Genomic DNA, 18,141 nt, shown 5'->3' with positions numbered 1-18,141 from the left:
CTTATTTGAACATAAAAAAGGGATAGACTAAAAGCCTATCCCATATCTAAACTCAAACATGCGCTCAAACATGAATGAATCTTAACAACTAAACATTTCAGTTTAGTATTGGTTTTAAAAAAACAGGTTTATCTGTTACATTTTGCATAATTTTTACCTGATTTTTTGTTTTAGTTCTATTTTTAATTCTTTGATCTGTTCTTTTGCCTGTCTGTTCTCCAGGTAAAAATAAATGGCACCCGCTAAAAATATTTTTCCTAATACAAATACTGCAATAAATATCCATTTCCAGGCTTTATTTACGCGCATCTGGTTAGATTCTGATTCTACCTGTATATACTTTTTCTGACTGCTTTCCTGTTCAGATTTTTCATGCCTGTATTTGGGCTCAAAAGTGGTTTGGACAGCTTGGTTACGGCGTTGGATTTCATTAATCTCATGCTCAATTTTAGACAAAGTGCCTGCAGGCGGCTCGATACTCATGCTTTGTGCTAATACTTCCATATCATATTCGAGCTGTTCCAAAGCTTGCTTGAATGCAGGGGATTCTTTTTTCAGCGATAAAACTTGCTGTACCTCTTCTTCGGTGGCAATCCCCATTACATAGGTCTCCATTAAACCGCTTTCAATAATTTTATTAATTTCCACTTTTCCTCCTCATTTTATCGATTGATAATTTTAACTGATTGCGGATTTCGCTTTCATCACAGCCAATTGCTGCTGCCAGGTATGAAATTGATTTTCCATGGTAATATATTGCACAGAATATCTGTTTCTGTAAATTATCTAACAAATCCAGCCTTCCCTTGTTTAATGGTGGCGCCGGTTTTAACTGATGATCTTTTGCCGTAAACAAAGTTAATTTACTTTGTGCATATTGACGCAATTCCAGCCAGATATTTAACCTGCTTTTTTCTTGTAAAATAACAACGTCCTTAACAAATGAAGTAAGAATAGCAACCAGATGCTCTTCTGATTTTTGATGATTTTGGACGATGCCGTTAATATAACCAAGCAGCATGGGCGCATACTGATCATAAAACCAACGGATGTCTTTTGGCTCTGCAGAAGGATTGTTTGAAACTGCTTTGAACATAGGCTGTTTGAAAGTTTTATGCTAAATGAGATGCAAGATAAGACCAAATTTTAAATTATCTGAATTATCTGACCAAAAGTGGCCTAATATTTAGAATCAAAAAATATAACAGTCTTCTGTTTTTGGCTTTTAATGCTGAGATTTATAAAATGAAAATAGCTACTTATAATGTAAACGGTGTAAATGGCCGCTTACCTGTGCTGTTACGTTGGCTGGAAGAAACCCAGCCAGATGTAGTATGCCTTCAGGAATTAAAGGCCCCCCATGAAAAATTCCCTGAACAGGCGATTAAAGATGCAGGTTATAATGCGATCTGGCATGGACAGAAAAGTTGGAATGGAGTAGCTATACTTGCCAGAAATTTAGAAATAACAGAATTGAAGCGTGGTTTGGATGGAGATCCTGAAGATCTGCAGAGCAGGTATATAGAGGCAATGGTAAACGGTATAGTAATTGGCTGTTTATACCTGCCAAATGGCAATCCGGCACCTGGCCCTAAGTTCGATTATAAACTGCAATGGTTTGAACGTTTTGCCGCACATACTGCTACGTTATTGGCGCAAAATATTCCTGTGGTTTTGGCAGGCGATTATAATGTGATTCCAACTGAACTGGATGCCTATAAACCTGAAAGATGGGTCGAGGATGCTTTATTTCGTCCGGAAACACGTCTGGCATTTAAAAATTTAATTGCCCAGGGCTGGACAGATGCTATCAGGAAATTATATCCTACTGAAATCATCTATACTTTTTGGGATTACTTCCGTAATGCCTATGGCAGAAATGCCGGACTAAGAATTGATCATTTTTTAATAAGTCCGCAGGTGAGCGATCGCTTAAAATCAGCAGGTGTGGATAGGAATGTTAGGGGGTGGGAAAAAACAAGCGACCACGGACCTGTTTGGATTGAACTAAATGATTTGTAACTCAGATTAAAATTGTTTTAAATCGGTAACATCTAAAGTTGTTCCAATTAATTTTAACGTTTCGCCGTCCTCTTGTGATAGTATTCCATTGGCTTTAATCCATCGGATTTTCCCATCCGGGCGGCGAATACGGTACACAACATCATAACTGTTTTTTTCTTTGGTAACGGTAAGCTCTATTTCATCCTGAACATGATCAAGATCTTCCGGTAAGATTAAGCCCAGAACGGTTTCATAGCTTAAAACACCATCTGGCGGATAACCAAAGTTCTGTTTAAACGACCGGGTTGAACGAAGTATGCCTGTTGCTATACTCAGCTCCCAAAAACCAAGGCCAAGGTGGTCGAATACCACATCCCAATGACCATCGCAAATAATGGATAGGTCAATATTTTTTTTGTTCATAAATAAAAGGATAAACTATTTGGGTAAATTACATAAACAATGTAAAGATATTTCGAATTTTAATAAAAATAAACTTAAAAATCAGGAGGTTACCTCAATGCTGAACAAAATTAGCTTAAGCTAAAATGATTGGAGGTATAGAGGAAAAAAGAGAGGCTGTATCATCAAAAAATAGAATGTCATCCTTGAGCTTGATGAAATTGGGCTCAACGTGGACAACCTCAGAGATTTTTTTGTGATACAGCCTCTTCCGTATTATTAAATATTAAACTTAATGCTGATTGATGTCTTTTGACCTTTCAATCAGTTGTTTTTGATCCGTTAAATCTTTATAATAAAAATAAGCCGTGAACCCCAAAATGAGGATGATGTTGCTAAACTTAAAACTATGATCAAGCCAATAATCAAAAGGCGGGGTATTGCCACTAAAACTTTGATTGATACTGGGCCAGGAATTTATCGTAAAAATGATAAAAACCATCAGCAAAAACTTCAGCAAAGTACTGATGATAATTTTTTGATGATTTACTTTTTCCATTATTTAAATTCCCTGAAATCCTGACCGTTGGTGATGTTCAATAAGCTTTCATAAATTAGGCTGATCACATTGTCAACATCTTCTTTGTGTACCATTTCTACAGTTGTATGCATGTAGCGTAGTGGCAGCGAAATTAATGCAGATGGTACGCCACCATTAGAGTAGGCAAAAGCATCGGTATCGGTTCCGGTAGAACGTGATGAAGCCTGGCGCTGGAAAGGAATATTGTTTTTCTCAGCAGTTTTAATCAATAATTTGTTCAGATTGGTTTGTACAGCAGGGGCATAAGAGACCACCGGACCTTTACCTGCAGATAAATCGCCCTGAACATTTTTGTTGATCATTGGGGTAGTGGTATCGTGCGTTACGTCTGTAATGATGGCCACATTTGGTTTAATGCGCTGGGCAATCATCTCGGCACCGCGTAAGCCAATTTCTTCTTGCACAGAGTTTACAATGTATAATCCGAAAGGAAGTTTTTTCTTGTTCTCTTTTAGTAAACGCGCAACTTCGGCAATCATAAAGCCACCCACACGGTTATCTAAAGCACGACCCACATAGTAGCGGTCGTTCAAAACCATAAACTCATCTTCATAGGTAATTACGCAGCCTACGTGGATGCCTAATTTTTCCACTTCTTCTTTTGATGTGCAACCGCAATCTAAAAAGATGTTTTTTAACTCCGGAGCCTGTTCTTTCTCGCCATGGCGTGTATGGATAGCTGGCCAGCCGAATACTGCTTTAACCAAGCCATTCTCAGTATGGATGTTTACGCGTTTCGAAGGCGCAATCTGATGGTCAGATCCGCCATTACGGATCACGTAAATTAAACCATCATTGGTGATGTAATTTACATACCATGAAATTTCATCGGCGTGGGCTTCTATAACTACTTTAAAATCAGCTTTAGGGTTAATAACACCTACAGCGGTGCCGTAATTATCGATAAAATGTTCATCGATATATGGTTTTAAATAATTTAACCAAAGTTTTTGTCCTTCCCATTCATAACCGGTAGGAGCAGGGTTATTGATGTATTCTTCAAGAAATTGCAGCGATTTTTTAGTAACCACAGCAACATGTTTTTTCTTTTCGTCGTCTTTTTTTTTAGCCATTTTAATAGATATGAGATTTGAGTATTCAGATTTGAGACATCATACTCATTTTAAATTTAACTTGATAATTCTTTTTCCATTACCACAAAATCATAACCATCTTTAAAAAAGGTTTTATCTGTTTCGTGGAAGCCAAATTTAAAATAAAATTCCTTAGCATTTATACGGGCATTACACCATAGTTTTGTCGCTTTTTGAATTTTACAAAAATCAAGAATATAAGCCATTAGCTGTGAGCCGTAACCTGCATTTTGAGTACCCGGCAGAATGGCCAGTTTACGGAACTGATAAATATCTTCATCATGAAATAGAGAGACTACACCTGTTAACTTATGATCAAGGTATAATCCAAAATGGATGCCATCAAAATCATCGGGTAACTTTACATGATCGAAAGGTAATTCCGGATACATAGCCTCATGCCTGATCCGCCAGGTTAAAGAAGGGAATATTTGCTCAATTTGAACCATATTTATAATAAAAAGCTAAAGCCGATTTTTCCGCCAATTCCGTAATAGGTATCGGTTTTGTTAATTGCAGCAAGAGGACCTAAAGCCAACTCGAAGTTAACTTTTCTGCCAACAGTGGTTTGAAATCCCCACTGTGGCATAATATTGATCTGGTAACCATATACGGTATCGCTCTGTGTGGGGATAATGGCTAATACATCAAGACCTAAATAACCAGCACTGTTATTTAAGGTTCTTTTACCTTTTTTAATCCTTCTGTTAAAATTGTAATAATGCCTAAATCCGGCATTAAGGGCAGGATAAACTTTAAAATCTGTGTCTGTTTTAAAACTGAAATTATAATTGTTATCAATTGAGATCTCCGTTTGATAAATAAAAACGCCTTGGGCCCCTGCACCAAAATAAACTGAAGTTGTTTTACCCACTTTTTGCTCTCTTTCGTAACCAAGTCCCAATATGGTCAACCTGATTTTATTTAATGACTTTACTTCGGTTGGCTGTTCTACTTTTGTACTGTCCTGCGCTTTTGCTTTACCGAAAATGACCAGAAAGATTAATAATACTGAAAGTGTGATTGCGTTTTTAGATTTCATAAAATTTATAAGGGTTATTTAAGTTGTGATTTTTTCCTTCCGTAAAACTGATAAGTTAAAATATTAAGGAGAATTATAGCCGTCATTCCATAGCAGAATAAGTTCCATCCGCCCTGGTCCCAAAGCCACAAACCTAGCGCTGATCCACAGCTGGCACCAATAAAACTAACCGACATAAAAATGGTATTCAGTCGGTTTCTGGCTTCTGGTATTAAGGTATAAATTCGGGTCTGATTGGTTACATGTATGGCTTGCTGACCGATATCGATCAATATAATACCAATTACAAACAGATATAAATGGCTGCCGGTAAAATAAAACAAGGCGATGCTAACGATTTGTAATATAAAACCAATCATTAAATTTTTACGCGGATTATTACCATCGCTTAATTTTCCAACTAATGGCGCAGCCAATGCGCCTGCCGCCCCGGCTATTCCAAATAACCCAATCTGTAAAGTCTGGAAATTAAAAGGTGGGTTAGCTAGAAATAATACCATGGTTGTCCAGAATGCACTAATAATGGCGAATGCCAGGAAGTTAATTATCGAAGTCTCCCTTAAGGCGGGTTGGGTTTTAATGTAACTGAACATCGAACGCATGAGTTCTTTATAGGAGCCTTTAAAAGCAGGATAACTTTGTGGAAAACGTTTGGCCATTAAAAGAATAAGCATGCCGCAAATTCCTGCAGCGATATAATAAACGGCTCTCCAGCCTAGCCAAAAGCCAATACTGCCACTTACGGCGCGTGAGGCTAAAATTCCAACCAGTAAACCACTCATAATCACGCCAATGTTAGCTCCGCGGTTTTCATCGGTACTTAAATTGGCTGCCAGCGGCAAAATTAATTGTGGTACAATAGAACAGGTTCCGATCAGGATAGAAGCCACTTCCAATATGAAAAAGGTATGTGAAAGCGCGGCCACCAGCAAGGCAAAAATAGCCAGGCCGGTAATGATGAGGATCTGTTTTTTACGCTCGAACATATCACCAAGTGGTACTAAAAGGAAAAGGCCTAAAGCGTAACCGATCTGTGTGAGGTAAGTAATTTTTCCTGCATCGGGTTCGGTAAGATTAAAATCTTTAGCAATCAAAATTACCAGAGGTTGGCAGTAATAAATATTTGCAACAATCAGGCCTGTGCAGAAAGCCATGAGCAAGATGTCTGTCCGGGATAGTTTTTGAGTAATCTGCATGTGAGTCTTGAGTCGGAAGTCCACAGTCATGAGTCTTAACAGGCAAGTTGATTACTACCTGACTATGGACTAATGACTATGGACTATTTTCTACAAAGGTATATTTCCATGTTTCTTCCTTGGATTATTCACCACCTTATTTTCTAACATCTTAAAGGCTTTTATCAACTTTGTACGGGTTTGGGCTGGTTCAATCACTTCATCAACAAAACCACGTTCAGCAGCGCGATAAGGGTTGGCAAAGATATCTGAATACAATTTCTCTTTCTCGAGCCATTTTTCTTCCGGGTTTTCTGCTGAAGTAATTTCTCGTTTAAAAATGATTTCTGCTGCGCCTTTTGCACCCATTACAGCAATTTCTGCACTTGGCCAGGCGTAGTTCATATCTGCACCAATATGTTTGCTGTTCATTACATCATAAGCACCCCCATACGCTTTTCTGGTAATTACACTAATGCGTGGTACAGTAGCTTCACTAAAAGCGTATAATAATTTTGCCCCATTGGTGATAATACCATTCCACTCCTGGTCTGTACCCGGTAAAAAACCCGGAACATCTTCAAATACCAACAACGGAATATTAAAGCAATCGCAAAAGCGGACAAAACGTGCGGCTTTGGTTGAAGAATTGCTATCTAAAACACCCGCCAAATAAGCGGGCTGATTGGCCACGATACCAATACTTCTCCCTGCGAGTCGGGCAAAACCCACCACGATATTTTCTGCGTAAGCGGCATGTACTTCTAAAAAGCTGTCGGTATCGGCCACGGCAGCAATCACTTCACGTATATCGTAAGGCTGTGAAGCATTTTCCGGCATAAAAGTGTTTAGTTCAGGTCGGTTTTCATCAGCTGCTTCATAAGGTAAATGATCGGCTATCTCCTCGCAATTTTGTGGCATGTAGCTCAATAGTTTTTTCACGTGTTGAATAGCCTCAATTTCATTGGCACAGGCAAAATGGGTAACGCCTGATTTTGTAGCATGTGTGCCGGCACCACCTAATTCTTCTGAAGTTACCTCTTCATGTGTTACTGTTTTAACCACATTGGGGCCGGTAACAAACATATAGGATGTATTTTCTACCATCAAAATAAAATCGGTAATGGCTGGCGAATAAACAGCTCCGCCTGCGCATGGGCCCATGATGGCTGATAATTGTGGAATTACCCCCGAAGCTTGTACATTTTTATAAAAGATATCGGCATAGCCGCCCAAAGAAACAACACCTTCCTGGATACGCGCACCGCCGCTATCATTTAAGCCAATTAACGGAGCTCCGTTTTTCATGGCCATATCCATTAGTTTGCAGATTTTTTCGGCATGGGTTTCAGAAAGTGAACCGCCAAACACGGTAAAATCCTGAGAGAATACATAGGTTAACCTGCCATTAATTGTTCCATAACCTGTTACCACACCATCGCCCAGGTATTTTTCGCGTTCCATACCAAAGTCGGTGCTCCGGTGCGTAACCATCATGCCAATTTCTTCGAAACTGCCTTCATCCATTAAAAAATGAATACGCTCGCGGGCGGTGAGTTTACCTTTTTTATGCTGGCTGTCGATACGGGTCTGTCCGCCGCCAAGATTGGCCTGGTTGATTTTATCTTTAAGTAATGCTATTTTTTTATCCATTGCTGAAGCTATGAGATTTTAAAATTAAAAATTACCAGCGGTAATGCAATGGGGCAGGTTGTTATTTATCTGGGTGCCAAAGTATAGATTTTAATAATGTGAAAATAAATCAATAAAGATTTCTTTCCGCTCTATGCCGCGGGGCATCAAACTTTTTGAGCATCAAAAGTATGCAAAAATGCTTTGTCAATCCAGTAATGTGGCTCTCCACCACCCCACGCTCATCAAAAAAACAGCGACACTTTGTTTTGCGCGTTTCTGCTAAGTGAAAGTTTGAAGGGTATTTTCACAAAACCACTGCGTTTCAGGTTTGGTGGTGCCATTTGTATTGTTCTGCAACTGTTTTTATGATTCTTCTGCCACTTGGAATTGACATCGTCCTTCGGTAAAATCTTGCTTTATTGAAGTTGGTTGGCAAAATGCCGAAACTATTCTTGAAAAAGATTTATCCACGCGGTAGGAATTTATTATTTGTAATGAAAGGTCGGTGGGAATTTATTAACCCAAAGAACCACTCTCCTTGTTTATAAACCTGACAGCAGCGGTATCCTTGTTGGCTTCGGTTAATTTTAATGTTGTAATAGATGTTGCCCAAAAAGATTTAGCGGATGGCAGGACTGAACTGACCGAAATAGTGGAACCTACTGTTTTCAAAAAGTATACCGAACCCCTGCATCGTCTGAATGATGCCTGCATTTTACTTAAATTACATTTTTTTTACAGCTTATAGTATTGAAAAACCAATAATCCGTTTACATTTGTAATCATAAGGATTAAAACAGCATTAGAATTTAAATGTTTTTAAGGAAATACAAGTATTTAATCGTTGCCACTTTTATGGTCATCTTCACGGCGAAGATGGGTATATCCGGTGCACCGGTATTTTTTACGAGTATTGATAAGGAAATTATGAATGCTGTAATCATGCAAATTGAGTTAGAGCATGAAGGCGGAAAGGATGCCGCCAAAGACACTGCAAAGTTTACTGATTTCAAACTTATCGAACTTAATCATCCTATCTTTTCTTACGAGTTCTCTTCAAGCCATTTCTTTTTGAAGAGCAGTTTTATAGAACATTTTAAAAGATATGTAGACCCATATCACCCTACGGTACCAACACCTCCGCCTAACTTTATCTAGTTTTTATTATTTGGGGTATAAATTGCCTGCTCAATGGTATTGAGTGTTATTGCTATGTTTAAATTTATGTAGTACGTAAATTCTTTTTGTAGCTTGTTTTTTATCCCCTACGATTTTATTCGTTAAAATTTACTAGATAATTATATCGTTATGCAAAAGTTTAACCCGGCCTTTTCAGGTTCGGATGTGAAAAAATATTTTCTTAAAAAGAATTTAAAGAAAGATTTACCTTCAAGTATAGTTGTGTTTTTAGTGGCCTTACCGTTATGTTTGGGTATTGCCTTAGCTTCTGGCGCACCTTTATTTGCCGGTTTAATTACCGGAATTATAGGGGGGATTGTGGTTGCCTCGTTTAGCGGATCGCAATTAAGTGTTAGTGGCCCTGCAGCAGGTTTAACGGTTATTGTTTTAGGTGCAATAACTTCATTAGGAAGTTATCCTACGTTTTTACTTGCTGTAGTATTGGCAGGGGTATTTCAGATGATTTTAGGCCTGGTTAAAGCCGGAACCATTGGTAATTACTTTCCTTCGAGTGTAATTGAGGGAATGCTTGCTGCCATCGGACTGATTTTAATCTTAAAACAATTACCACATGCACTGGGTGTAGATACTGATTTTACCGGCGATGAAGGTTTCTTTCAACAAGATCACGAAAACACTTTTTCTGCGATTAGCGCGGCAATGAGCCATTTTAGTTTGGCTGCAGTAGTTATCAGTCTATTATCAATAGCTATATTGATTTTGTGGCCTAAGTTTCCAAAATTGGCGGTTGTACCTGCTCCATTATTGGTGGTAACTTTAGGAGTTCTTGGAACTATACTTTTTGCCGGGACAGATCATCCTTTACGTGCTGATCAAATGGTGAAAATCCCGGTGGTAAATGGTTTCGGCGAATTTTTAGGACTATTTACGACCCCTGATTTTTCACAGCTGGCCAATAAAAATGTGTATATAGTGGCTATAACCATTGCTGTTGTGGCGAGTTTAGAAACTTTACTCAGTATCGAGGCTGTGGATAAAATCGATCCGATTAAACGTATAACACCAACAAACAAAGAGTTGATTGCACAGGGCATAGGGAATATTACCAGCGGTATGGTGGGTGGTTTGCCTATGACATCAGTAATTGTGCGGAGCTCGGCAAATGTAGGGGCAGGTGGCAGAACCAAGATGTCTGCTATTTTTCATGGTATTTGGTTGTTATTGTCGCTGTTGTTTATTCCAGGGTTGATTAACATGATTCCATTATCGTGTTTAGCCGCAATTCTTTTGGTAACGGGATACAAGTTAACGCGGATCAGTTTATTTAAACACATGTACCACAAAGGTTGGGATCAGTTTGTACCATTTGTGATTACAGTATTAGCTGTATTATTTACCGATCTGTTAAAAGGTGTGGCTGTGGGTATGTTGGTCTCAGTTTTTTATTTATTACGTACCAATATGCGCAACCCCTTTTTTTACAGAATTACGAACGAAGGCGACAAAAAGAATATCAGGATTAAACTAGCAGAAGAGGTTTCTTTTTTAAATAAAGCAGCGATACAGGTCGTTTTAACGAATATCCCTAAAGAAACAAATGTAATTATTGATGGTTCGAATGCCAGGTATATTGATCCTGATGTATTGGAAACCATTTACAATTATAAACATAATGCTTATACAAAAGGCATTGTCGTTACCTTGGAGAACATCCAAAAACATTATACAGTACCAAAATTAAATATTAAAGTAGAAGAAGATATTAATAAATTATAGTTATGTGCGCAAAAACAATAGATACAGAAGATATAACTTACGAGAACTTATTACAGGGTAATAAAGACTGGGTTAAAGATACAATAGACAACGATCCTGCCTTTTTTGATAAATTATCAGAAGGCCAGAGCCCACCGGTTTTATGGATTGGCTGTTCAGATAGCCGTGTACCGGCCAACCAGATTACGAATACCAGACCTGGTGACATTTTTGTACATAGAAATATAGCCAATGTGGTTGTACATACCGATATGAACCTGCTTTCAGTACTGGATTATTCTATTAATGTATTAAAGGTTAAACATGTTATTGTTTGCGGCCATTATGGTTGCGGTGGTGTTAAAGCTGCTTTGGGTAATAAACAAGTGGGTATTATTGACAACTGGCTGAGAAATATCCGCGATGTGTACCGTACACACGAACGTGAGATGGCTACCATTAAAGATCCGGAGCAACGTTTTGACCGTTTAGTGGAGTTAAACGCCATCGAGGGTGCAGCAAATGTGACCAATACTTCGATTGTACAAAGTGCCTGGGCAAATGGACAGGAATTAGCTGTACATGCCTGGGTTTATAGCCTGAAAACAGGAATCATCAAAGACCTGAAAGTAACTTGTACTTGTCTTGATGATGTTGCCCCTGCATTTAAGGTAGGATAAAACACCCCATAGGTGTTATTTTTTAGTTGTTAGGGAAAGCTTCCGGTTTTACATCGGGAGCTTTCATTTTTCTGTACTGTTCGGCATGTTGCCTGCATGGCCTTTATTGCCTTTTTCGGCATCTTCTCTGGCTTCTTCGGATCCAAAATCACCTCTTCCAAAATTTCTACCCAGATTACCGGCATCGCTTTCTACCGTATTTTTCTTTTCGTTATCGTTGCTGCGGTGGCGGGGTACCAACTGATCGGGCATATTGGTTTTATCTGCCGAGTTATCTGCATTTTTATCAGATAAATTCTCGTTATTATCTTTTGTGTTTTTCATAATCTTACTTAAACTGCTTATATAAAACAGTAAAAAAGAAGATTGGTTTTACATCTTTAAATAGGCAGATCGTGTGTTTGATAAATTTATGTGTTACAATCCCTTATCTCCTCAATCTGGTTTGCAAACGAGTATCACAAATAAAAAAGACCAGACAATAATGTCTGGCCTTATATTTAATATTAATCTTCTGCTAAGAAGGGATAACGGTAATCAGTTGGAGGATTAAAAGTTTCTTTAATGGTACGTGGAGAAACCCAACGCAATAAATTAATCATTGCCCCGGCTTTATCATTGGTACCTGATCCTCTTGCTCCGCCAAATGGTTGTTGCCCAACTACGGCACCTGTACATTTATCGTTAATGTAAAAATTACCAGCAGAGTTGCGTAAAGCATAACTGGCTTTTTCTATAGCATATCTATCTTGTGATAAAATAGCTCCTGTTAAGGCATAGGGTGAAGTGGTATCGATTATTTCTAAAATCTGGTCAAATTCCTCATCTTCGTATACGTAAACAGATAATACCGGACCAAAAAGTTCCTCACACATGGTGGTATATTTCGGATCATCAACCACTAAAACAGTAGGTTCGATGAAATAACCTTTGCTCTTGTCATAGTTTCCACCGGCAATAACTTCTACACCTTTATCTTTTTTAGCCTGATCGATATATTTAGCCAGTTTATCAAAAGAACGCTCATCAATAACGGCATTAATAAAGTTACAGAAATCTTCTGTTCCGCCCATTTTAAATGAAGCTAAATCTCTGATCATTAATTTTTTAATCTCAGGCCACAGGCTTTTTGGAATATAAGTACGGCTGGCTGCAGAACATTTTTGTCCCTGATATTCGAACGCGCCCCTAACAATTGCAGTAACTGAAGCAGCAACATCTGCACTTGGATGAACCAGGATAAAATCTTTACCACCAGTTTCGCCAACGATGCGAGGGTATGATTTATATTTATGGATGTTTGTTCCAATTGTTTTCCAAATTTCCTGAAAAACTTTTGTTGAGCCTGTAAAGTGAATGCCTGCAAAATCAGCATGATTAAAAACCACATCGCCAACTTCAGGACCATCTGCAAAAATAAGATTAATTACGCCGTCAGGTAAGCCTGCTTCGCGAAAAACATTCATAATTACATTAGCCGCATAAACCTGGGTATCTGCAGGTTTCCACACCACCACATTACCCATCATGGCTACACAAGCAGGTAAATTACCAGCAATTGCAGTAAAGTTGAAAGGTGTTAAAGCAAATATAAATCCCTCTAAAGGACGTTGTTCTGTTCTGTTCCACATGCCATTTGGAGATACCGGTGGCTGTTGGCCATAAATATCCTGCATATAACTTACGTTAAAACGCAAAAAATCCACCAGTTCGCAAGCGGCATCAATTTCAGCCTGATAGGCGTTTTTACTTTGCCCAAGCATGGTTGCCGCATTAATTTGGTAGCGGTATTTTGTAGCAAACAAATCAGCAGCTTTCATAAAAATAGCAGCTCTATGTTCCCAGGCTAAAGCTTCCCAATCTGCCTTGGCAGTCAAAGCAGCATCTATGGCTTGTTTTACATGGTTTTTATCGCCATAACTAAAGGAAGCCAGTACATGTTGATGATCATGTGGAGCTACAACTTTCTTTTTATTTTTAGTATGTACCTCTTGTCCGCCAATAAACATCGGAATATCCAATTGTTTAGCACGCGCCTCGGCAATAGCTTCTTTTAAAAGCGAACGTTCTTTTGTGCCTGGTGCATAGCTATTAATGGGCTCGTTAACCGGGGTAGGTACGTTAAAAAATCCTTTAAGCATATTTTATTTTTTATGATTTGTGCAAAGATAATGCTTTTTGGGGTAGGCAATTCTATTATTCTGTAAAGAAAATAGGGCAAAGGTTTGACCGCAATAGTCCGTAGATAGAAGTTTTAAGACCGAATCAAATGAGCAGGTAATTTTAAAGAAGTTGTGGTTAAAATCCGGGTAGTTTAGGCTTTGCAGGAAGAGTTGACAACTTTACCAGCAAGTTGATAAGAAAAGTTGTCAACTCTGAAATTAATACACCAAAGCCAAATACTGCCCATGATGACTCGCACTGCCCGGTTCAGTGCGTTTATAATCATACGGATGATTTGGTAACTCGTAAATGGCTATTTTAATTTCTTCTAACTTATTGTAAGCAGGCGTAGCAATGGTATGTATATATTTTGATTGTATGTTACTTTTAGTAAAGTAAGTGTCTTTATCAATACCTACTGTGCCGTTTACCTGATCTGCGGTTGGATAAATCGTACAGTATAAGCTTTTGGGAGCGAAATTCCGGATGCCTGTTTTTCGGTTATGAATTTTGTAAGCCGATTCTTTCATGCTCCATAACAGCCATACCATTTCATCAGGATTTTTGGCTGATGTAATCAATAACTGTTCTTCTGCTGTGAAAATTTTATCGAGGTAATTTTTGCGCCTCCAGTTACTCTGGATTTTAGCCAGATCCAAATCAACGATGTCGTTACCCAGCATGCGCTTCCAGTTTTTGAGCTATAATTTCGGTTGTAGCTTTTACTGTAAGCATTTTAGCCATCGAATCATTGTCTATTTCGATGTTGAATTTCTCTTCAATATCCAGGACAATATCAACCAGGTTAGCCGAATTTATTTTCAAATCATTAATAAAATCGGTGTTTTCGTCAATCTGAGCCAAGGCTGTTGACTCTTCGCTGTAAGGTTCGATAATTGTTTTTAAGGTTTCGATGATTTCTTCTTTATTCATGGGTATACTTTTTAAAAATAATGCAGGCATTAATATCGCCAAAACCAAAACTTGCTTTGGCTAAGATATTAAATGGTTGATGAATTAAGGCTTGCGGAATGCATTTCTCATCAATTAAGGCTTTAATCTCAGGGTTTAAATCTTCGCAATTAATATTGGGAAATATAAAACCCTCTGTAAGCTCAAGTACCGAAGCAACACATTCTATACTCCCTGATGCTGCAATACAATGACCAATCATACTTTTCAAAGAATTGATATATGGAAAATCATCAGCGGGTAATTGTAGGGCTACTTTCCAGTTTTCTATTTCCAGCGCATCTTTATTAGTCGCGGTAAGGTGACCATTAATTACATCTATTTCGTATGCTTCTATACCCGCATTTTGCAAAGCAGCCTTTATGCAATGCTGAACTGCAATAGGGTTAGGGGCTGTCATGGTGCCTAATCCCCGCTGACCACCAGAATTGATATGCCCACCGAGCACTTCGCCATAAATTCTGGCTTTTCTAGCCATTGCACTTTCTAGCGATTCTAATACCAAAGCACCGGCTCCGCTTCCAGGTACAAAGCCACTTGCTGTTGAACTCATTGGGCGGCTACCTTTTTCAGGGGCATCATTATGCTTATAAGTACAAACTTTCATGGCATCAAAACCACCCCAAATATAAGGCCCGCTGTCGCTGGTACTTCCTGCTAACATTCTTTTAGCCTGACCGGTTTTAATTCTTTCGTAGGCCAGCAATATACTTTCGACTCCTGTTGCGCAGGCAGATGAATTAGTGCTTACCTGGTTTCCTAAGCCAAGTTTCCCGCTGATAAAAGCGCTTACGCCGCTGGCCATGGTTTGTATCACGACTGAACTGCCTAGTTTTTTAATTTCAAGCGCATCTATCTTATTAATTGCCCATCTAAATTTATCTATACCAGAAGTACCGGTTCCGAAAATGGTGCCACTATCCCAGTCGGGTTCGTCATTATTTTCGATGGTTAGGCCTGCATCCTTCCAGGCATCTAAACCTGCAATAACACCATATATAATGCCTGTGCTGTTTAGGTTTCGTAATTCGAGCGGTGTAAAATATTGGTTGATTCGCTCTTCGCTAAGTGATGGTTTGCCTGCTATCTGGCAAGAGAAATTTAAGGCTTCCAAATCTGGCTGATGACAGATCCCGGAGAGTCCTTTCTTTATGGCATCTGAAAATTCAGCCAGGGTAGTGCCATTGGGTGCGCATACGCCTAAGCCTGTAATTACAACTCTGTTATTCATTTTCTTTCGAAATTAACATGCCGGAAATATTTCCTTTGCAAACCATCTCGCCTGCTACATTTTCCATTTTTACCTTGCAACTCAGTTTATTGAACCTGAAATATACTTTCTCGCTCGTTACCGTAACTTTTTCACCAGGTGCAACCGGTTTTAAAAAATCGATCGCGCTTGAGGTCATGGCAATGGCTATGTTTTGATCAGTTTCAATGCTTTTTAACAGGTAGATGCCCAAACAAACCAAACCAATCTGTGCCATGGTTTCGGTAAGGATTACTGCGGGGGTAAGGGGACGGTTTTTAAAATGACCTTCATAAAAAGGTAGATCTTTAGCATAAGTATAAGTGCCTTTTGCTCCATTTTCATCAACATGTAATAACTCATCAACAAAAAGAAAAGATTTACCATAAGGCAGTTTATCTAATATTTCTTGTGGATTCATAAGTTGAATTATTGAATAATTAATTGAGTGAATTATTGAATGGTTACCATTGTAGAAGTATGCGTTGTGCTGAAAATCCCGGTCCGAAGCTTAACATCAGCCCTTTTTCTCCGGGCATTGGCTTTTTATCCATAATCCGTTCCAAAACATACAACACTGTTGCACTACTCATGTTTCCATAAAGCCTTAATACCTCTTTTGTTTCGTTTATATTTTTGCCAAGCTGTCCGAATAACTCTTCCACAATCTGGATAATCTTTTTGCCGCCCGGATGAAAGATCAAATGTTCTATATCATTAATTTCGAATCCGTTTTTCACCAAAAATGGATGGATGATATTGGGGAAATGATTGGCAATGGTTTCAGGAACGGCTACATCCAGTATCATTTGCAGTCCGGTATTGGTGAGTTTAAATCCCATCATCTCTTCAGCATCATAAAAATGGTACATTTCTTCAGCCAAAATCTCTGGTCCGCTATCATCATCATTCGAACTTAACAGTACACAGGCGGCACCATCGCCAAATATTGCGGCACTTACAATGTTGGCCATCGAAAAATCATTTAATTGAAAGGTTGCCGTTGGCGATTCTACTGCAATAACTGCTGCACGTTTGCCTGGATTAGCTTTCAGAAAATTCTTGGCGTAAATCATACCTGATACACCTGCTGCACAACCCATTTCAGTTACGGGTAAGCGAACAATGTCCTGACGCAGTTTGAGCAGATTGATCAGATAAGCATCTAAAGAAGGAATCATGATTCCGGTGCAGCTTACCGTAATGATATAGTCTAAATCCTGTGCCTGCCAACTGGCTTTTTCGAGTGCAGTTTTTAAACATTCAGCACCCAGCTTTATCCCTTCTCTTACGTAAATGTTGTTTCGCTCTTCAAAACTTAAATCGCTAAAAACCTCTTCGGGCGACATGATCGAGTACCTTTTATCTACTGCTGCGCTTTCAAAAATCTTTTTTACCTTTCTGATGAAGCGATCATCCTGACCTTTTAGCCAAATATCCAGAAATGGTAAAATCTCCGCGGTTGACCGCCAAAATTCGGGCAATGCTTTACTTACTGCTTTTACGGTTACGCTCATGTTGTTTTAATTATCCATTGGTAGCGGAAAGCCCATTTCCATTTTATGGAACTCAATTTTAAGTTTAATTGTTTGCTGTATTTAATTAAATCTGCTCTTTTAAATCCACGTAGAATGGAGACTAAACCGTCCTCTCTCGACATATTATTTAAACGGAAAACATAACACAAAGCTTTAAAAAGGTAATATGCTACTGCACTTCTTTGCAGGTCATTTATCACAATACCCATTGTTGCCGATCTTTTAAAATTGTTTAGCAGATTAATAATTTCTTCATCTTTAAAATGATGTAGCGTTAACGTACAGAGCATAATGTCGCAGGGTTCATCTTTATTTAAATCCTCAAAAATGTCGCTGCAGGCATATGTGATGTTCGGGTAGTTTGCAGACAAACTTTGTGCGTGATTTATGGTGAATTTATTGGCATCTATCCCTTTTAAAATAAAATGTAAACCTTGGTTTTTTGCATAATCGGCCAAAGTGCGTAACATATCTCCATTTCCACAGCCTATATCGGTAATACGTATAACCTGATCAAATGGTTTGTTGTTAATTAAGGTTTTAACCCCATTTAGCGTAACTTTATTACCACCAAGGAGTTGGTTAATACTGGCTATTTTGTCAAGTGCATCGCGTAATATTTCACCTTCCATAGCGAAATCATCCATAATCTCTGGTGCTGTGCTTCTAAATGTGGTATCTACTGGCATTT

At 38.6% G+C, this 18,141-nt stretch carries 21 protein-coding genes; 4 read left to right on the top strand and 17 right to left on the bottom strand.

The annotated features are described in order from the left end of the window. Positions 1-153: 153 nt before the first annotated feature. On the bottom strand, positions 154-648 hold the full coding sequence (locus FFJ24_RS17330; protein ID WP_138818398.1) for a hypothetical protein: 495 nt from the start codon (positions 646-648) through the stop codon (positions 154-156). Further along, positions 638-1,096, bottom strand: a complete 459-nt coding sequence (locus FFJ24_RS17325) for a hypothetical protein (RefSeq protein WP_138818397.1) — start codon at positions 1,094-1,096, stop codon at positions 638-640. Before FFJ24_RS17325 ends, FFJ24_RS17330 begins: the two co-directional genes overlap by 11 nt. 149 nt (positions 1,097-1,245) lie before the next feature. On the opposite strand from FFJ24_RS17325, the gene xth reads away from it, so the two are divergent. Beyond that, on the top strand, positions 1,246-2,022 hold the full coding sequence (xth, locus tag FFJ24_RS17320; protein WP_138818396.1) for an exodeoxyribonuclease III: 777 nt from the start codon (positions 1,246-1,248) through the stop codon (positions 2,020-2,022). Between the two features lie 6 nt (positions 2,023-2,028). Here xth and FFJ24_RS17315 read toward each other — a convergent pair whose 3' ends face one another. The 7 genes from FFJ24_RS17315 to FFJ24_RS17285 all read right to left on the bottom strand — a co-directional run bounded on the left by FFJ24_RS17315 (position 2,029) and on the right by FFJ24_RS17285 (position 7,971). Next, positions 2,029-2,427 (bottom strand): PAS domain-containing protein, encoded by a 399-nt coding sequence (locus FFJ24_RS17315; protein WP_138818395.1) that lies wholly within the window; start codon positions 2,425-2,427, stop codon positions 2,029-2,031. Between the two features lie 271 nt (positions 2,428-2,698). Then, positions 2,699-2,965: a hypothetical protein gene (locus FFJ24_RS17310; protein WP_138818394.1), complete on the bottom strand. Its 267-nt coding sequence runs from the start codon at positions 2,963-2,965 to the stop codon at positions 2,699-2,701. After that, positions 2,965-4,080 carry a M42 family metallopeptidase gene (locus FFJ24_RS17305; RefSeq protein WP_132398600.1) on the bottom strand — a complete coding sequence of 372 codons (1,116 nt, stop codon included), beginning with the start codon at positions 4,078-4,080 and terminating at the stop codon, positions 2,965-2,967. Before FFJ24_RS17305 ends, FFJ24_RS17310 begins: the two co-directional genes overlap by 1 nt. Before the next feature lie 56 nt (positions 4,081-4,136). Further along, entirely contained in the window at positions 4,137-4,550 is a 414-nt protein-coding gene (locus FFJ24_RS17300) for a GNAT family N-acetyltransferase (RefSeq protein ID WP_246862642.1), read from the bottom strand. Positions 4,551-4,552: 2 nt separating this feature from the next. Continuing rightward, entirely contained in the window at positions 4,553-5,143 is a 591-nt protein-coding gene (locus tag FFJ24_RS17295; RefSeq protein ID WP_138818392.1) for a hypothetical protein, read from the bottom strand. Positions 5,144-5,157: 14 nt separating this feature from the next. Next, entirely contained in the window at positions 5,158-6,297 is a 1,140-nt protein-coding gene (locus tag FFJ24_RS17290) for an MFS transporter (protein ID WP_138818391.1), read from the bottom strand. Positions 6,298-6,429: 132 nt separating this feature from the next. After that, entirely contained in the window at positions 6,430-7,971 is a 1,542-nt protein-coding gene (locus tag FFJ24_RS17285) for an acyl-CoA carboxylase subunit beta (RefSeq protein WP_138818390.1), read from the bottom strand. 795 nt (positions 7,972-8,766) lie between these two features. On the opposite strand from FFJ24_RS17285, the gene FFJ24_RS17280 reads away from it, so the two are divergent. The 3 genes from FFJ24_RS17280 (at position 8,767) to can (ending at position 11,528) form a co-directional block, all read left to right on the top strand. Further along, on the top strand, positions 8,767-9,111 hold the full coding sequence (locus FFJ24_RS17280) for a hypothetical protein (RefSeq protein WP_138818389.1): 345 nt from the start codon (positions 8,767-8,769) through the stop codon (positions 9,109-9,111). 150 nt (positions 9,112-9,261) lie between these two features. Next, the gene (locus FFJ24_RS17275; RefSeq protein ID WP_138818388.1) at positions 9,262-10,869 is read left to right on the top strand and encodes a SulP family inorganic anion transporter; all 1,608 of its coding nucleotides are present in this window, start codon (positions 9,262-9,264) and stop codon (positions 10,867-10,869) included. 2 nt (positions 10,870-10,871) lie between these two features. Beyond that, entirely contained in the window at positions 10,872-11,528 is a 657-nt protein-coding gene (gene can / locus FFJ24_RS17270) for a carbonate dehydratase (RefSeq protein WP_138818387.1), read from the top strand. A 63-nt stretch (positions 11,529-11,591) separates the two neighbouring features. Here can and FFJ24_RS17265 read toward each other — a convergent pair whose 3' ends face one another. From FFJ24_RS17265 to FFJ24_RS17230, 8 genes are all read right to left on the bottom strand, one after another. Beyond that, complete coding sequence (locus FFJ24_RS17265) at positions 11,592-11,852, bottom strand: hypothetical protein (RefSeq protein WP_138818386.1); 261 nt, start codon at positions 11,850-11,852, stop codon at positions 11,592-11,594. A gap of 182 nt (positions 11,853-12,034) precedes the next feature. Then, entirely contained in the window at positions 12,035-13,669 is a 1,635-nt protein-coding gene (pruA, locus tag FFJ24_RS17260) for an L-glutamate gamma-semialdehyde dehydrogenase (RefSeq protein WP_138818385.1), read from the bottom strand. A gap of 240 nt (positions 13,670-13,909) precedes the next feature. Continuing rightward, positions 13,910-14,374 (bottom strand): 4'-phosphopantetheinyl transferase superfamily protein, encoded by a 465-nt coding sequence (locus FFJ24_RS17255; RefSeq protein WP_138818384.1) that lies wholly within the window; start codon positions 14,372-14,374, stop codon positions 13,910-13,912. Continuing rightward, on the bottom strand, positions 14,364-14,624 hold the full coding sequence (locus tag FFJ24_RS17250) for an acyl carrier protein (protein ID WP_138818383.1): 261 nt from the start codon (positions 14,622-14,624) through the stop codon (positions 14,364-14,366). Before FFJ24_RS17250 ends, FFJ24_RS17255 begins: the two co-directional genes overlap by 11 nt. Next, complete coding sequence (locus FFJ24_RS17245; RefSeq protein ID WP_138818382.1) at positions 14,617-15,894, bottom strand: beta-ketoacyl synthase; 1,278 nt, start codon at positions 15,892-15,894, stop codon at positions 14,617-14,619. Before FFJ24_RS17245 ends, FFJ24_RS17250 begins: the two co-directional genes overlap by 8 nt. Then, the gene (locus FFJ24_RS17240) at positions 15,887-16,333 is read right to left on the bottom strand and encodes a 3-hydroxyacyl-ACP dehydratase FabZ family protein (RefSeq protein WP_138818381.1); all 447 of its coding nucleotides are present in this window, start codon (positions 16,331-16,333) and stop codon (positions 15,887-15,889) included. The genes FFJ24_RS17245 and FFJ24_RS17240 overlap by 8 nt, the downstream gene beginning before the upstream one ends. A 43-nt stretch (positions 16,334-16,376) precedes the next feature. Next, positions 16,377-17,429, bottom strand: a complete 1,053-nt coding sequence (locus FFJ24_RS17235; RefSeq protein WP_138818380.1) for a type III polyketide synthase — start codon at positions 17,427-17,429, stop codon at positions 16,377-16,379. Further along, positions 17,426-18,139: a methyltransferase domain-containing protein gene (locus FFJ24_RS17230; RefSeq protein WP_138818379.1), complete on the bottom strand. Its 714-nt coding sequence runs from the start codon at positions 18,137-18,139 to the stop codon at positions 17,426-17,428. The genes FFJ24_RS17235 and FFJ24_RS17230 overlap by 4 nt, the downstream gene beginning before the upstream one ends. Between the last annotated feature and the right edge of the window lie 2 nt (positions 18,140-18,141).

It is taken from the genome of Pedobacter sp. KBS0701, assembly GCF_005938645.2.
GTDB lineage: Bacteria > Bacteroidota > Bacteroidia > Sphingobacteriales > Sphingobacteriaceae > Pedobacter.
This window is presented reverse-complemented; position numbering and strand designations above follow the sequence as displayed.

Bases quoted from the DNA above. Each gene is read 5' to 3' on its own strand.
- FFJ24_RS17325 (WP_138818397.1), bottom strand. From the start codon at position 1,096: ATGTTCAAAGCAGTTTCAAACAATCCTTCTGCAGAGCCAAAAGACATC.
- xth (WP_138818396.1), top strand. From the start codon at position 1,246: ATGAAAATAGCTACTTATAATGTAAACGGTGTAAATGGCCGCTTACCT.
- FFJ24_RS17315 (WP_138818395.1), bottom strand. From the start codon at position 2,427: ATGAACAAAAAAAATATTGACCTATCCATTATTTGCGATGGTCATTGG.
- FFJ24_RS17310 (WP_138818394.1), bottom strand. From the start codon at position 2,965: ATGGAAAAAGTAAATCATCAAAAAATTATCATCAGTACTTTGCTGAAG.
- FFJ24_RS17305 (WP_132398600.1), bottom strand. From the start codon at position 4,080: ATGGCTAAAAAAAAAGACGACGAAAAGAAAAAACATGTTGCTGTGGTT.
- FFJ24_RS17300 (WP_246862642.1), bottom strand. From the start codon at position 4,550: ATGGTTCAAATTGAGCAAATATTCCCTTCTTTAACCTGGCGGATCAGG.
- FFJ24_RS17295 (WP_138818392.1), bottom strand. From the start codon at position 5,143: ATGAAATCTAAAAACGCAATCACACTTTCAGTATTATTAATCTTTCTG.
- FFJ24_RS17290 (WP_138818391.1), bottom strand. From the start codon at position 6,297: ATGGCTTTCTGCACAGGCCTGATTGTTGCAAATATTTATTACTGCCAA.
- FFJ24_RS17285 (WP_138818390.1), bottom strand. From the start codon at position 7,971: ATGGATAAAAAAATAGCATTACTTAAAGATAAAATCAACCAGGCCAAT.
- FFJ24_RS17280 (WP_138818389.1), top strand. From the start codon at position 8,767: ATGTTTTTAAGGAAATACAAGTATTTAATCGTTGCCACTTTTATGGTC.
- FFJ24_RS17275 (WP_138818388.1), top strand. From the start codon at position 9,262: ATGCAAAAGTTTAACCCGGCCTTTTCAGGTTCGGATGTGAAAAAATAT.
- can (WP_138818387.1), top strand. From the start codon at position 10,872: ATGTGCGCAAAAACAATAGATACAGAAGATATAACTTACGAGAACTTA.
- FFJ24_RS17265 (WP_138818386.1), bottom strand. From the start codon at position 11,852: ATGAAAAACACAAAAGATAATAACGAGAATTTATCTGATAAAAATGCA.
- pruA (WP_138818385.1), bottom strand. From the start codon at position 13,669: ATGCTTAAAGGATTTTTTAACGTACCTACCCCGGTTAACGAGCCCATT.
- FFJ24_RS17255 (WP_138818384.1), bottom strand. From the start codon at position 14,374: ATGCTGGGTAACGACATCGTTGATTTGGATCTGGCTAAAATCCAGAGT.
- FFJ24_RS17250 (WP_138818383.1), bottom strand. From the start codon at position 14,624: ATGAATAAAGAAGAAATCATCGAAACCTTAAAAACAATTATCGAACCT.
- FFJ24_RS17245 (WP_138818382.1), bottom strand. From the start codon at position 15,894: ATGAATAACAGAGTTGTAATTACAGGCTTAGGCGTATGCGCACCCAAT.
- FFJ24_RS17240 (WP_138818381.1), bottom strand. From the start codon at position 16,333: ATGAATCCACAAGAAATATTAGATAAACTGCCTTATGGTAAATCTTTT.
- FFJ24_RS17235 (WP_138818380.1), bottom strand. From the start codon at position 17,429: ATGAGCGTAACCGTAAAAGCAGTAAGTAAAGCATTGCCCGAATTTTGG.
- FFJ24_RS17230 (WP_138818379.1), bottom strand. From the start codon at position 18,139: ATGCCAGTAGATACCACATTTAGAAGCACAGCACCAGAGATTATGGAT.